Below are 14285 nucleotides of genomic sequence, written 5' to 3'. Positions count from 1 at the left end.
GAGTTCAGGCGGCTGATACGGCCGGCGCCGCACCGAGGCCGCTCATCGTGGCACGGATGTCGCGCTCGGCACCCTGCAACAGGATGAAGGCCTGGTATTTCGCGGCATGGAAGGCCGCGACGTCACCGCCCGCCGGGCTGATCTCCTCACGAATGCGGCACATCCGGGCCGCGGCCATGGCCAGGCTCTCCGCCGATCCGGCCGCGACGGCGCCAAGGATCGCTCCGCCGAGGAGGACCGGCTCGCTGGTTTCCGGCAGCGCCACCCGCACACCGCTGGCATCGGCAAGTATACGCCTAAGCAGGGGACTCTGCGCGGCGCCGCCGCTGACCACGACGGTTTCGATGGACACACCCTTGGCGCGCTCGGCTTCGATGATCTGCCGCGTGCCGTAGCAGAGGCCGCACAAGCCCGCCACGAATAGGCGCACCAGGCTTTCGGCGCTGGTCTCCAGACCGAGCCCTGCGATTGCCGCCTTGGCTGCCGGATCGGCATAGGGCGCACGGTTGCCGAGGAATTCCGGCACCACGTGGATCGAACGGGCGAGCATCGCCGCCTGTTCGATGGAGCCGGCCAGCGCTATGGCGCGCTGCTCCAGGTGGTCGGGGATCGACCGGCCTTCGGCCGCCGCCGCCTCGGCGGCCTCGCGATAGGCGGGATGCAGCGTCACCAGATGGTCGAGCGCCGCACCATAGGCGGACTGGCCGCCTTCGAGCAGCCAGAAGCCGGGCACCATAGCGCCGAAATAGGGACCCCAGACGCCGTCGACGAAGGCGGGTTCGCGCGTCAGCGTCATGGCGCAGGACGAGGTGCCCATGATCAGCGCGATCTGGCTTTGCGGATCGGACCGTTCGCCGTCCGGACCTCGGCCGCCGAGCGTGCCGACGCCACCGCTGTGGGCATCGATCAGCGAGGCGCCGACTGCCGTTCCCGGCAGGAGACCGAATTCGGCGGCGGCTGTCTCGCTCAGACCCGAACCGAGAGGCGTCGCGATGTCGACGATCTCGGTGCCGATGCGGCGAAATCCTTCGTTCGCCAGTTCACCCAGGCCGATCGCTTCGAAATAGGACGGGTCCCACCGCCCCTCGTGGGCGAGATAGGTCCATTTGCAGGTAAGCGTGCAGATCGAGCGGGCGAGGCTGCCCGTGGCACGCCACGACAGGAAGTCGGCGAGGTCGAAAAACTGTCCGGCGCGGGCGAAGATCTCCGGCTTGTTTTCCTTCAGCCACAAGAGCTTGGGCGTTTCCATCTCGGGTGAGATGAAGCCGCCGACATAGCGCAGCACCGGGTGGCGGGTGGCATTGATCCGTCGCGTTTGGTCGAGCGCCCGGTGGTCCATCCAGACGATGATGTTGCGGGCCGGGTCCTTCGACGGACCCACGGGCAGCGGACGTCCGGCGTCGTCCAGGACCACCAGGGAGCAGGTGGCGTCGAAGCCGATGCCCTTGATCGTGGCCGGGTCGACACCTGATTGCTGCACCGCCTCGCGGACCGATTCCACCACCGCCTGCCAGATGTCGTCGGAGGACTGCTCGACGACGTCGCCTTCGGCGCGCCAGATCCGGATCGGGCGCTTGGCCGCGGCCAGGAGCCGTCCGCCGGCGTCGAAGACTCCCGCGCGGGCGCTGCCGGTTCCAACGTCGGCCCCGATGAAATGATCGCTCGCCATGGTGTCCTCCGCCCCTCACTGCCACCCGGCCGCATCCTATAAAACAGATTGGCGCAGGCAGCCATACCGCGCAAACAGGCATGCAAGTTCAGCGAGCTTTTCAAGCGGCGCGTTCGGTGGGAAACTGCGATCGCGCGGGGCTCAGGATGGGTTGGAGGCTGGCCGAAATCCGATCTTTAGGTGCCGGCGGTTTTCTCGCCTGCCGACTGGAATTCGCCTCGAGGCCTCGATAGTTTTCGGTTTTTGTGTCGAGGTCGTAAACTCACACCATGCCCCCCAAAGCCACCAAGCGTCGCCAGCAGGCGGCGAAGACAAGAGCCAAACTGTCCAGCACCGCGCTGGGGCTGATCGAGAAACGGGGCATCGAAAACGTCAAGATCCAGGACATCGCCACGGCGGCCGGCGTGTCGGTCGGCGTCTTCTATCACTACTTCCCGTCCAAGCAGCACGTCATCTTCGATCTGTATCGCGAGGCCGACGAGATCTTTCGCAACGACGTGGCGCCGAAGCTTGATGCCGCGTCCGCGGCCGACAGGATCCTGCAGTTCTTTCGCTTCTATGCCGAGTTCAACGCCTCGCAGGGCCTGAAGATCACCCGGGTGCTCTATAATCCCCGGAACAAATGGTTCATCGATCGAAGCCGCTACATGATCACGTTGCTGTGCGGGGTCATCCAGAGCGGTCAGGATGCCGGAGAGATCACGTGCGATCTCACCGCCCAGGACCTTTGCGACCGCCTGTTCATCATCGCCCGGGGCACGGTCTATGACTGGTGCCTGCACGAAGGCACCTACGACCTGGCGGACTATATGACCGACATGTTCCGTCGAATCGTGCCGGTGTTCTGCGCACCCGGCCGCTAGAAAGGCGGGCCGACAACCGGCGAACGGCCTCGACGATATGATGATGCATTCTTGCCGGAGGCGACGCTTCGGGATGACTGCGTGCGGACTGCCGATCCCATCAACTCGCCTCGCCATCACGGGGGCATCTTCGATCCCGAGATGCTGATCTGCTCACGATCCGCCGCGATGAACCCGCCAAAATATGACTATCGGAAGCAGAAATCCGCGGCCGGTAGCAATTGTCGCAGGGTTGCTGTCCGTTGATTCAGATCAAGGTCGGTACGCGCCCTTCCCACGAACAATGCATTCATTAAATGCATTCGGTGAATCAGTTCAATATTCTGTCTTTCGCGGGAAACTTTAGGGCAGGCACCTGAGGCGGTGGCGTCGTCTTCAATCTCGCACGCGAAGACGAACCCCGGCACGGGACCATGGCGCTGTCGCCTGGGCGGATCGCCGTGCGGACGATGGGCCAGGACGGTACGGGGCGATTGGGCTGATCCGCCGAGATGAGGGAGCCAACGGCGCCCGTTCTTCATGAGCGGCCGGTCTGACGGCTCATTGCCCCATGGAACGGTGATCGGTGACCGAGCCGATATCGGCATGTGCAGTGGAGAGGAGGGGACTTCCATCATGAACAATGACGAACGCAAAGACGCTGAAGAGCTGGATGAATACACCAGGTCCGCGCTGAGGCAGGGCCTGTCGCGGCGCAGTTTCCTGCGCGCCACCGGCGCCGGCGCAGCCGGTCTCGGCGCTCTGGGAATGGGTGGCGTGGCGGCTGCCGAGACGGTCGCGACGGATGTCTGCGGCGACGCCTACGGCACGAGTTCGGATGGAGCTGCGACGCTGTCGTTCCTGAAGAAGCCGGAGCCGATCGCCGACGAGGACATCGCCGTCACCGAAACCTATGACGTGGTCGTCATCGGTGCCGGTGCGTCGGGTGTCCCGGCCGCGCTGTCGGCGGCCGAGAACGGCGCCAAGGTTGCGGTCCTGCAGAAGGCGCCGCGCCCCGTGTCCCAGGGCAATACCGGATCGGGCATCAATCTCGACAAGAGCGACAAGGCGGCGATGGAGACGCTGGTCGCGAGGCTCTGTGCCGACAACAACCATCGTTCCAATCCGGCGATCGTTCGCGAATACGTCTACAACTCGGGCGAAGCGGTCAACTGGGTGATCGATCGCGTCACGAAGAACGGCACCCAGGTCATCAGCCAGGGCAACGGGCCGCACGGCGATCTGCTCAACTCGACCGGGCTCCAGCTCGATTGGGTGACGTCGTTCTTCGGGCCCAAGCCGTACAATACCGGCGACGGAATGCGCGGCCTCGCCGAGGTGGCGGAGCAGGCCGGCGTGAAGTTTTTCTACAAGACGCCCGCCGTCCATCTCGTGCAGGACGAATCCGGAGCAGTTCTGGGTGTCATCGGCCAGGGCCACGACGGCAAGTACGTGAAGCTGCTGGCCAACAAGGGGGTGATCATGGCCACCGGCGACTACCAGAACAACGAGGCCATGTCGGACTATTTCATCCCCGACATCAAGAACATGGGGCGCAAGCAGTTCGACAAGACGGGCGATGGCCATGCCATGATCTACTGGGCCGGCGGCGTGTTCGAGCCGATCGGCCATACCAAGATGTTGCACGACTTCGATGCCGGCCCGGCGCTGATGTGCGACATGCCGTTCCTGGTGGTCAACATGGACGGCGAGCGGTTCATCAACGAAACCGTGCCCATGTCGCTGATGAACAACTACCTGCGCAGCGCTAAGGACGCCGGCCATTACTGCCAGATCTTCGACGCCGACTACACGACGCAGGCGGCCGATTGGCCGGGCCGCGTCTACAGTCCGGAAGAGCTGAAGACCTGGATGCCGGACGATCCCAGCCCGAAGGAAGGGGTGATCGAGCCGCAGATCAACACCCACGTGGCCGACACATTGGAGGAACTGGCTGCGAAGCTCGAGGTCGACCCGGACAAGTTCGTCGCCACCGTCAAACGCTACAACGAGCTTGTCGCCTCCGGCAAGGATCCCGATTTCGGCAAGCCGGCCAAATTCCTGGTGCCGGTGGAAAAGGCGCCATTCTACGGCATTCACCGCCACGTCCGGGTCTCGGCGATCTGCTCCGGCATGCTGATCGACGACAAGCACCGCGTGCTGGATGCCGACGGCGGGCCCATCAAGGGGCTGTGGGCCATCGGCAATTGCAGCGGCGGCTTCTATGGCGGTGTTGACTACCCGCTGACGGTCTACGGCATGTCGCTGGGCCGCTGCTACACGAACGGCTACGTCGTTGGAAAGCAGGTGGCGACGCTGTAGCAAGCGGATTTTGGCTGGCGCGGGCGTCAGGTCGTCCGCGCCGGCCAGAATTTTCCTCCATTTCGATACGCTCGCCCTTCTGCAGGATCGAGCCCAGAAATCCCGTCTCACGTCGGCAGCATGGTTCTTGGAGGTTCGAGGCCAAGGCCTGCGGCGATCGAGCGCGCGGGTTTTTCTGTGCGGGGACGGTCTTCGGGCGCAGCATGGATCTCAGAGACGAACGATGTTCTCAAAGAATAGGATACTGGCGCTCCTCGGCGCGGTTCTGTTGGTATCGCTGCCCGTGCAGGCAAAGGTCCGCCCCCCGGTGGGGCCGTATGTGAACGGCCAGATGCAACCCATTGCCGGGGCTCACAAGGAGGAGACGAAGAAGGGCTTTTCCAGCAAGCCGGCAAAGGCCAAGTGCACCGACTGCCATGAGAATGACAAGCCGGAAGAGGCGCCGCCCTACGGCATCTGCCTGACCTGTCACAAATCTTATGAGGCTTTGGCGGAGAAGAGCTCGAAGCTCGATCCCAACCCGCACGACAATCACTACATCCTCGATTCCGAGCCCGATTGCGACGAGTGCCACATGGGGCACAAGGTCCGCGAGCCCATCTGCGTCGATTGCCACGAGGGAATGGTCTTCGAGAAGAAATGAAGCGTCGGCGGCCGCTAGGAGGAGCCGCCCGGCAGCACCGTCGCGGCTTGATCCGCCGCAATAGAGGGCGGGCGGCGCCGAGCAAGCATCGTGCCCTTGCTTGGATCACATTGTTCGCCGCTGCGCTCGCCCGTTGCGGGTCCGAGCCCTTTGGCCGATGTATCCCGCCGACCGATCCCACCTGCCGGCACCCCGCCGATATGGCGGTGGCCGGCAGAGCGGTCGGTCGTTAGCGCATCGCCTGTCCGTTTTCGTCGAAGCGGTGCAGCTTTCCTTCGTCGGGGGTCATGTAGACCGTATCGCCGTGACGGATGCCGCTGTCGCCGGGCGCCCGCACCGTCACCTGTTGCTCCGGGCCGACATGGACGTGGATGAAGGTGTCGGAGCCGAGATGTTCGGCGACGCCGGCGGTACCCTTGATGAGGCCGCTGTCGGTGGAAATGCGGATGTGTTCGGGCCGCACGCCAACGGTGGCCGCTCCATGTTCCTTGGCGTAGGCCGGGCCGAGGAAGTTCATCTTGGGCGAGCCGATGAAGCCGGCGACGAAGAGATTGGCCGGGCGATTGTAGAGTTCGAGCGGCGAGCCGACCTGTTCGATGTGTCCGCGATTGAGAACCACGATCTTGTCGGCCATGGTCATCGCCTCGACCTGGTCGTGGGTGACGTAGATCATCGTGGTCTTGAGCTGCGCATGCAGCTCCGACAGCTCCAGGCGCATGTTGACGCGCAGCGCCGCATCCAGGTTGGACAGCGGCTCGTCGAACAGGAAGCCCTCGGGCTCGCGCACGATCGCCCGGCCGATGGCCACGCGCTGGCGCTGGCCGCCGGAAAGTTCGCGCGGCTTGCGGTGGAGGTAGTCGGTAAGGTTCAAGGTCGCCGCTGCGGCCTTCACCTTGCGGTCGATGGCCTCCTTGGACTGGCCCGCCATCTTCAGCGGAAAGCCGATGTTGCTGGCCACGCTCATATGCGGATAGAGCGCGTAGGACTGGAACACCATGGCGAGGCCGCGCTTGGCCGGCGCGGTGTCCGTGACGTCCGTGCCGTCGATGCGGATCACCCCGCCACTCACGTCCTCCAGCCCCGCGATCAGGCGCAACAGCGTGGACTTGCCACAGCCGGACGGACCGACGAATACGACGAATTCGCCATCCTCGATGCTCAGGTCAATGCCCGGAATGACCGTGGCTTCGCCGAAGCGCTTGATGACGTTTTCAAGGGTAATGGCGCTCATCCGAGGTCCCCTTTGACGCGTGTTTTCATTATTTGACCGCTCCGAAGGTAAGGCCGCGGACCAGCTGCTTCTGGCTGAACCAGCCGAGGATCAGGATCGGTGCGATGGCCATGGTGGAAGCCGCGGATAGCTTGGCGTAGAACAGGCCCTCCGGGCTCGAATAGCTGGCGATGAAGGCGGTGAGCGGCGCGGCGTTGGCGGCGGTGAGATTGAGCGTCCAGAACGCCTCGTTCCACGCCAGGATGACGTTGAGAAGCAGCGTGGAGGCGATGCCTGGCACGGCCATGGGCGTCAGGATGTAGAGGATCTCGTTGCGCAGCGAGGCCCCGTCCATCCGGGCCGCTTCCAGGATGTCGGCCGGAATCTCGCGGAAATAGGTGTAGAGCATCCACACGATGATCGGCAGGTTCATCAGGGTGAGCACGATGACCAGGCCAAGCTGGGTATCGAGCAGGCCGGTGTCGCGGAACAGCAGGTAGATCGGGATCAGCACGCCGACCGGCGGCAGCATCTTGGTCGACAGCATCCACATCAGGATGTCCCGGGTCCGCTTGGCCGGCACGAAGGCCATCGACCAGGCGGCCGGCACGGCGATGATCAGGCCGATGATCGTCGAGCCGAGCGAGATGATCACCGAATTCCAGAAGTGCCGGAAGTAGTTCGAGCGCTCCTGCACGGTCACGTAGTTGTCCAGCGTCCAGTCGAAGAACAGGAAGGAGGGCGGCGAGGCGACGGCCTCGCCCTCGGTCTTGAAGCTCGTCAGGATCGTCCAGAGGATCGGAAAGAAGATCAACAGCCCGATGATCCAGGCGATGATCGTGATCGCAGCTTTGCGGCGGGTCGAGACGGCGTGAGCCATGTCAGATCGAGCCTCCCGTGAACCGGGCCGGGCCCGGGGTGTCGCAAATGTGCGCCGCCGGCAGGGCGGCACCATGAAATCGAGCGTCAGGCATCGAGGTTCTTTCCGATCATCCGCATCAGGAAGATCGCGACGATATTGGCGAGGATGATGGCGACCACGCCGCCGGCCGAGCCGCCGCCCACGTCGAATTGCAACAGCGACTGCACATAGACGAGATAGGTCAGGTTGGTCGTGGCGTTGCCGGGGCCGCCGTTGGTCGTCACCAGAATCTCGGCGAACACCGACAGCAGGAAGATCGTCTGGATCAGGATCACCACGGTGATGGCGCGCGCCAGATGCGGCAGGATGATGTAGAAGAAGCGCGAGCCGAAACCGGCGCCGTCCATCTCCGAGGCCTCGAGCTGCTCACTGTCCAGCGATTGAAGCGCGGTCAGAAGGATCAGCGTGGCGAAGGGCAGCCACTGCCATGAGACGATCAGGATGATCGACATCATCGGCGCCTGTCCGAGAAAGTCGAAGGGCTGGAGCCCCACGACTTTCGCCAGATAGGCGAACAACCCGTTCACCGGGTTCATGAACATGTTTTTCCAGACCAGCGCGCCGACCGTCGGCATGACGAAGAAGGGCGCGATCACCAGCACGCGCACGATCCCCTGGCCCCAGAAGGGCTGGTCGAGCAGCAGCGCCAGCAACACGCCGCCCACGATGGTGATGATCAAGACGCCGCCGACCAGGACCAGCGTGTTCCAGATTGCCGTGAAGAATGCCGGATCGGTCAGAAAGAATTGATAGTTGAGAAATCCCGTCCACTCCTGCATGCCCGGCATCAGCAGGTTGTACCGGAGGAACGAGAAATAGAGCGTCATGCCGAGCGGCACGATCATCCAGACCAAAAGCAAGATCACCGCCGGCGAGAGCATAAGTCTGGCCGCAGTGCGCGAATGCTGTGTCGCCATCGCACGAGTCCTTTGAGCGGATTATGAGACGGCTTGCTTCGACCGGCAAGAGCAGAACTGTTTCTCTTCAGACGAAGAGGGTTCAGATCCCCGATCTTTGCTTGGATGCGAAACCCGGTTGGATGAAGACGTCCGAAGGATTTGCTGCGGAAGCGCGCGCCGTCGTCCGGCGCGCGCCCGCTTCAAGCTGCTCGCAAGTCGCCGATCGCCGCTTACTTCGGGTAGCCGGCCTTGGCCATTTCACGCTCGGTGAGCTGCTGCGCACTCTGCAGAGCCTGATCCGCCGAGACCTGTCCGGCCAACGCCGCCGAGAATTGCTGGCCGACCGCCGTGCCGATGCCCTGGAACTCGGGGATCGCTACCCACTGCGAGCCGATATAGGGCACCTCCTGTGAGGTCGGATGGGCCAGATCGACGCCGTTGATGGCGTTGATCGTCATCTCGGCGAACGGCGCGGCCTTCTTGTAGTCCTCGTTCTCATAGAGCGAGGTGCGGGTTCCCGGAGGTGCGGCGCGCCAGCCTTCCTTCTCGGCCACGAGCGCGGTGTAGTCCTTGGACGTCGCCCAGGCGACGAACTTCTTCGCCGCGTCGACCTTCTGCGAGCCGGCCGGGATCGCGAGGTTCCACGACCACAGCCATTCGCCACGGCCTTCGTTGCCCGCCTTGTTCGGGAACTGGGCGTATCCGACGTTGTCGGCCACGGTCGATTCGTTGGGATCGGTCACGAAGGACGCGGCGACGGTGGCGTCGATCCACATGCCGCATTTGCCCTGCTGGAACAGCGCCAGATTCTCGTTGAAGCCGTTCGAGGAGGCTCCCGGAGGACCGTAGTTCTCCATCATATCGAGATAGTCGGCGAGCGTCTCTTTCCATTCCGGGCTGTCGAACTGCGGCTTCCAGTCCATGTCGAACCAGCGCGCGTTCATCGAATGGGCCATGGCCGTCAGGAAGGCCATGTTCTCGCCCCAGCCGGCCTTGCCGCGCAGGCAGATGCCGTACACCTCGGCATCCTTGTCGGTCATCGCGGCGGCGGCTTCCTTGATCTGGGCCCAGTTCGGCTTGTCCGGAATGGTGACGCCGGCCTTCTCGGCCAGATCCGTGCGGTACATCACCATGCCCGATTCGCCGTAGAACGGCGCGGCATACAGCTTGCCGTCGACCGACAGGCCGTTGGCGATGGCCGGCAGCAAATCGTCGGCGTCATAGCCGTCCGGCATGCCTTCCAGCGGCTCCAGCCAGCCCTGCTTGGCCCAGATCGGCACCTCATAGTTGCCGATGGTCATGACGTCGTACTGACCGCCCTTGGTGGCGATGTCCGTCGTCACGCGCTGGCGCAGGACGTTCTCCTCCAGCGTCACCCATTCGAGCTTGATGTCCGGATTGGCCGACGTGAACCCGTCCGTCAGGCCTTGCATGCGGATCATGTCGCCATTGTTGACGGTCGCGATCGTCAGCGTTGTCTGCGCCGAAGCCGCTGATGCGGCCAAGCCTCCCAACGCCAGAATCGACACCGCTCCCAACAGAGTGCTTCTGCTCATCACTAGTCCTCCCTAATGAGCAATTACCCACGGTCGGAGCAAATATTCATCCGCCGTGGCATGATGTCAACGGGGCATTTGTGCCACCAACGGCAATCTGCAAGCGTCAGATCGCCACGCGGTTGAGAAAAAATCGGCAATTCGCGTCGATCTTGCCGAAACCCTTTCTCAATCTCCGGTTTCATCGGCCAGCAGTGCGGCGGCGGTGGCCTCGTCGGTGATCAGTCCGTTGACGAGCCGCCCTCGGATCGCCGCGCGAATTCCGGCGCGCTTGGCCTGGCCCATGGCCACGGCGATCACCTCGCAGCGCTCGGTGGAGGGAATCGGCGCACTGGCCACGCGCTCATTGTGGGGGCAGTCGAGCACTTCTCCGTCGCGGTTGTAGGCCCAGCCGACGATCTCGCCGACGGCGCCGGCCTCGTCGAGCTCGACCGTCTCCTCGCGGGTGATGAAGCCGTCGGCCAGAAGCGGCGCGCGCGGGCCCAGTTCGCCGACGCCGACGAAGGCGACGTCGGCTTCGCCGGCCAGCGCCAGCGTGTTCTGCACCACCTTCTGCTCGTGCAGGAGCGCGCGCTCGGAAAAGCACGAGACGACGACGGGCAGCGGCATCGGATAGTGGCGCGCCTGCTGCAGCGTGTTGGCCATGATGTAGACGACGTTGTAGACCGAGGCCGAGCCGTCGGACGAGATGTTGCCGGTCAGAGACACGATGCGGTGCTGCGGACACGACATCTTCGGCAGGTTTTCCACCGCCGCCTTCAGGGTGCGCCCGGTGCCGACGGCCAGGGTGATCGGGTCGGGCTGGGCGAGGCGGCGCTCCATCTCGCCGGCACAGGCCTCGGCCACGCCGAGCACGGTGGAGGACGAGCCCGGATCGGTGGGGACGATCTCGACGGTCGTCAGGCCGTAGCGGCGGCGCAGCGCGTCGGCGAGATCGAGGCAGGCGGCGAGCGGATGGTCGAGACGCACGCGGATCAGCCCGGCGCTGACCGACAGCGAGACCAGACGCTGGGCCGACTGCCGCGAAATGCCGAGCTTGGCCGCGATCTGATCCTGCGTGTTGCCGGCGACGTAATAGAGCCATCCGGCCCGTGCCGCATCGTCGAGACGAGCGGTCTCGCCTCTTGTCTTGGTCATGGCACGCTCCTCCTGTGCGTGGTCAGTCTTATAGCAATGGAGGACGATGGAAAGAACGCCGGACCGATCGCCGCGCCTCGGTGCGGTGCCCGTCGGAGCCGGCCGGGCGTCATCGCGGCCGCCGCAAAACCCCAGATCGATCCGTCCAGGCGACGCCCAAACCGACTTGAAACCGGTCCGGGGAAGGGCGGGGCACCCGGTCGGGTCACGCCGAGGCGGCGTGCTTCGATCGTTCGCCGAGTGGTGCTGGAGCATGATGCCGAAAAGGTGCAGACTTTTCGGGCCCACATCATGCGGGACAACAAGAGGCTGGAGCGACATGGCGATTCAATCTGAACGCATGTGGCTCTAGAGTGGCGGGATGCAGATGAATACGCCAGCGATGTCCGAGCCGTATTCCTTCCAGGCCGAGCGCATCATCCAGAAGCTCGCCGGAGTGCGCATGCCGGCGCGCAAGACCGACGATCCCGATCTCGCGCCGCTGATGCCGGGCTACGGGTTCGCGGCGCATCTGACAGCCGGCATCACGCCGATCGAGCGCGACAGTCCGCTGGATTTCATCATCGACCGGCCGAAGGGCATGTCCGGCTGGATCATCAATCTGACGGTCAAGGGGGCGGGGCGGATCGGCGGCCGCGAGGGCTTTGCCACCGAGCCGGGCGACCTGCTCCTGTTCGCGCCGGGCGTCGTCCATCATTACGGCCGCCATCCCGACGCCGAATGCTGGTGGCATCGCTGGGTCTACTTCCAGCCGCGGGCGTTCTGGACGAGCTGGCTCGCCTGGCAGACGCGGACCGACGGCGTCTTCGTGCTCCGGCGCCAGGACGACGACCTCTACCGCGAGCAGGACCGGCTGTTTTCCGAGATCGCCCGCTGGCCGTCGACCACCGACCAACTGTCGATGGAACTGGCGATGAACCTTCTCGAGCGGCTGATCCTGCTCTGTGCCAAGCAGAACCAGACGCCGGGCCTGACCGAGCATTTCGACGAGCGGCTCTTAACGGCCTGCCGCTTCATGACCGAGAACCTGCACCGGCCGATGTCGGTGGAGGCGGTGGCGCGCCAGGTCTGCCTGTCGCCGTCGCGCCTCGCGCATCTCTTCTCCCACAAGCTCGGCTGCTCCGTCATGCGCTGGTGGGAGGAGCAGCGCGTCCAGAAGGCCAGCCAGCTCCTGCAGATCACCAACATGTCGGTGAAACAGATCTCGGCCCAGGTCGGCTACGAAGACCCCCTCTACTTCGCCCGCGTCTTCCGCAAACACAAACGCCTCAGCCCCAAGGCTTTTCGCGAGCGGTGCGGGGGAGGGTGAGGGGAAACTGGGCCGGGTGCGGCGGCGGCGGCGTGGTTGCGCCGTTGCAGGACGTTGAAATGGTTTAGGCGTCTCCTCCGAAGCGGACGTTCCCCGTCGCCTGGGCAATGTCGTAGAAGGGTGGTTGACCGTCTGCTTCTGGCTACCATTCGATCGAAGCAGACGTTGGAGCGGGACGACCATGCGAAGATAAGCCTTGACCCACGTCAGCGATGAAGCGGATCCACGCATTCCATACAGGCTGCCGAAGGAAGACCTTTCGCGGCCTTTACGAGCCAATTCAAATCGTTGAGCAGACAACCGAGCGGACATTACAAGGCGACCCGTGCGGCCAGCAAAGCGGCAGCGGTTCACGATTGCAGAATCTTTTCGTTCGCCGGATGGGAAGCTGCAATGGTTGTACGGCATGGGTTTGGTATCGGCTCTCGACGAAGGCGGTCGTCCGCGAGCCGTCAGCAATGGGTAGGGAAAAGATGGCTTCGGAGAGGGACATGGAAGCTTTCGTGCGGGGGCTGCCGAAGACCGACCTTCATGTGCATCTGGAAGGCAGTATCGAGCCCGAATTGATGCTGGAACTGGCGAGACGGAACGGGGTGCACCTCCGTTGGGACACGCCCGAGGCCTTGCGCGCGGCCTATGAGTTCCGTGATCTGCAATCCTTTCTCGATCTCTATTTCGAGGGCTGCAAGGTTCTCGTCACGCAAGACGACTTCCACGACGTGACCGCCGCCTACCTCTCTCGTGCCCACCGCGACGGGGTGGTCCGGGCGGAGATGTTCATCGGTCCGCAGAGCTTCACCGAGCGCGGTGTGCCGATCGAGGCGCTGATGAGCGGGGTTCTTGGTGCAATGGACAAGGCGCGTGCGAGCTATGGCATCAGCAGCGCCTTGTCGATCAGCGTTCACCGCCACCGTACCGAAGCCGATGCGATGACGGTTCTCGAGCAGATCATGCCGTGGCGGGATCAAGTCATCGGTATCGGCATGGGAAGCGCCGAGGTCGGCAACCCGCCCTCTCGTTTTGTGAACTTCTTTGCCCGCGCTCGCCAGTTGGGGTTCCGCAGCAGCGTTCATGCCGGCGAAGAGGGGCCGGCCGCATACGTGCGCGAGGCGTTGGATCTGTTGGACGTCGACCGCATCGACCATGGCATCGCCAGCATAACGGATCCCGTGCTCGTTCGCCAACTCGCCGATCGCCGTGTGCCGCTGACCGTATGTCCGCTCTCCAACGTGCGTCTGCGGGTGGTCGAGGACATGACGCATCATCCCCTCAAATCGATGATGGAGGCGGGACTTCTCGTCACCGTCAACTCGGACGACCCCCCATACTTCGGGGGCTACGTGACGGAGAACCTTCTGGCCTGCGCCGAGGCATTGAGCCTGCCGACGTCGGATATCGTGCAGCTTGTTCGCAACGGCTTCGAGGCGGCTTTCCTCATTGACGACGAACGCGCACGTTTCCTCGCCGAGCTGGACCGCTACGTGGCCGCAGCCGCCTAGCGTGGCTTCTCAAGGGGCGACCCTGTGTCCGCTTCCGGCTGCTATCGACAAACGAACGAACGACAATCTTGGGTCGTGAGCGGGCATACGAGGCTGTACTGGAAACGGCAGCTATCCAGTGCGCCTACTCCAGACCGGACAGGCAGCAACCGTGAAGAGTTTCGGGCGCCGGCAGGCGTACGAAAGTCCCCGAGGAAGGAACCCGCGGGCCACAGTCGATGGCTATGGGGATTTCGATCTGCGGTCGATGTCGGCGATGGCGCGGCCGTCGCTGGAA

General features: G+C 63.9%; 11 protein-coding genes. 5 read left to right on the top strand and 6 right to left on the bottom strand.

All coding sequences use genetic code 11. From position 1 onward, the window contains the following. Nucleotides 1–4: 4 nt before the first annotated feature. Entirely contained in the window at nt 5–1669 is a 1665-nt protein-coding gene (locus tag SMD10_RS21270) for an FGGY-family carbohydrate kinase (protein WP_331687756.1), read from the bottom strand. A gap of 269 nt (nt 1670–1938) precedes the next feature. On the opposite strand from SMD10_RS21270, the gene SMD10_RS21265 reads away from it, so the two are divergent. From SMD10_RS21265 to SMD10_RS21255, 3 genes are all read left to right on the top strand, one after another. Then, nucleotides 1939–2532: a TetR/AcrR family transcriptional regulator gene (locus SMD10_RS21265; protein ID WP_331687755.1), complete on the top strand. Its 594-nt coding sequence runs from the start codon at nt 1939–1941 to the stop codon at nt 2530–2532. Nucleotides 2533–3147: 615 nt separating this feature from the next. After that, on the top strand, nt 3148–4833 hold the full coding sequence (locus SMD10_RS21260; protein WP_331687754.1) for an FAD-dependent oxidoreductase: 1686 nt from the start codon (nt 3148–3150) through the stop codon (nt 4831–4833). Between the two features lie 223 nt (nt 4834–5056). Beyond that, complete coding sequence (locus tag SMD10_RS21255; protein WP_331687753.1) at nt 5057–5476, top strand: cytochrome c3 family protein; 420 nt, start codon at nt 5057–5059, stop codon at nt 5474–5476. A 229-nt stretch (nt 5477–5705) separates the two neighbouring features. Here SMD10_RS21255 and SMD10_RS21250 read toward each other — a convergent pair whose 3' ends face one another. The 5 genes from SMD10_RS21250 to SMD10_RS21230 form a co-directional block, all read right to left on the bottom strand. Beyond that, entirely contained in the window at nt 5706–6707 is a 1002-nt protein-coding gene (locus SMD10_RS21250) for an ABC transporter ATP-binding protein (protein ID WP_331687752.1), read from the bottom strand. A gap of 28 nt (nt 6708–6735) precedes the next feature. Next, nucleotides 6736–7566 carry a carbohydrate ABC transporter permease gene (locus SMD10_RS21245; protein ID WP_331687751.1) on the bottom strand — a complete coding sequence of 277 codons (831 nt, stop codon included), beginning with the start codon at nt 7564–7566 and terminating at the stop codon, nt 6736–6738. 86 nt (nt 7567–7652) lie between these two features. Continuing rightward, the gene (locus SMD10_RS21240; protein WP_331687750.1) at nt 7653–8525 is read right to left on the bottom strand and encodes a carbohydrate ABC transporter permease; all 873 of its coding nucleotides are present in this window, start codon (nt 8523–8525) and stop codon (nt 7653–7655) included. Between the two features lie 212 nt (nt 8526–8737). Then, nucleotides 8738–10066: an ABC transporter substrate-binding protein gene (locus SMD10_RS21235; RefSeq protein WP_331687749.1), complete on the bottom strand. Its 1329-nt coding sequence runs from the start codon at nt 10064–10066 to the stop codon at nt 8738–8740. Between the two features lie 165 nt (nt 10067–10231). Then, nucleotides 10232–11200, bottom strand: a complete 969-nt coding sequence (locus SMD10_RS21230; protein WP_331687748.1) for a sugar-binding transcriptional regulator — start codon at nt 11198–11200, stop codon at nt 10232–10234. A 367-nt stretch (nt 11201–11567) separates the two neighbouring features. On the opposite strand from SMD10_RS21230, the gene araC reads away from it, so the two are divergent. Both araC and SMD10_RS21220 read left to right on the top strand, forming a co-directional pair. Further along, nucleotides 11568–12509 carry an arabinose operon transcriptional regulator AraC gene (gene araC, locus SMD10_RS21225; protein WP_331687747.1) on the top strand — a complete coding sequence of 314 codons (942 nt, stop codon included), beginning with the start codon at nt 11568–11570 and terminating at the stop codon, nt 12507–12509. Nucleotides 12510–12721: 212 nt separating this feature from the next. After that, entirely contained in the window at nt 12722–14008 is a 1287-nt protein-coding gene (locus SMD10_RS21220) for an adenosine deaminase (RefSeq protein WP_331687746.1), read from the top strand. Nucleotides 14009–14285: the final 277 nt, after the last annotated feature.

Origin of the sequence: Consotaella aegiceratis, assembly GCF_036541425.1 — a bacterium.
Lineage (GTDB): Bacteria > Pseudomonadota > Alphaproteobacteria > Rhizobiales > Rhizobiaceae > Consotaella > Consotaella aegiceratis.
The sequence above is the reverse complement of the archived record's forward strand: the minus strand, read 5'-3'. Positions and strand labels throughout refer to the sequence as shown.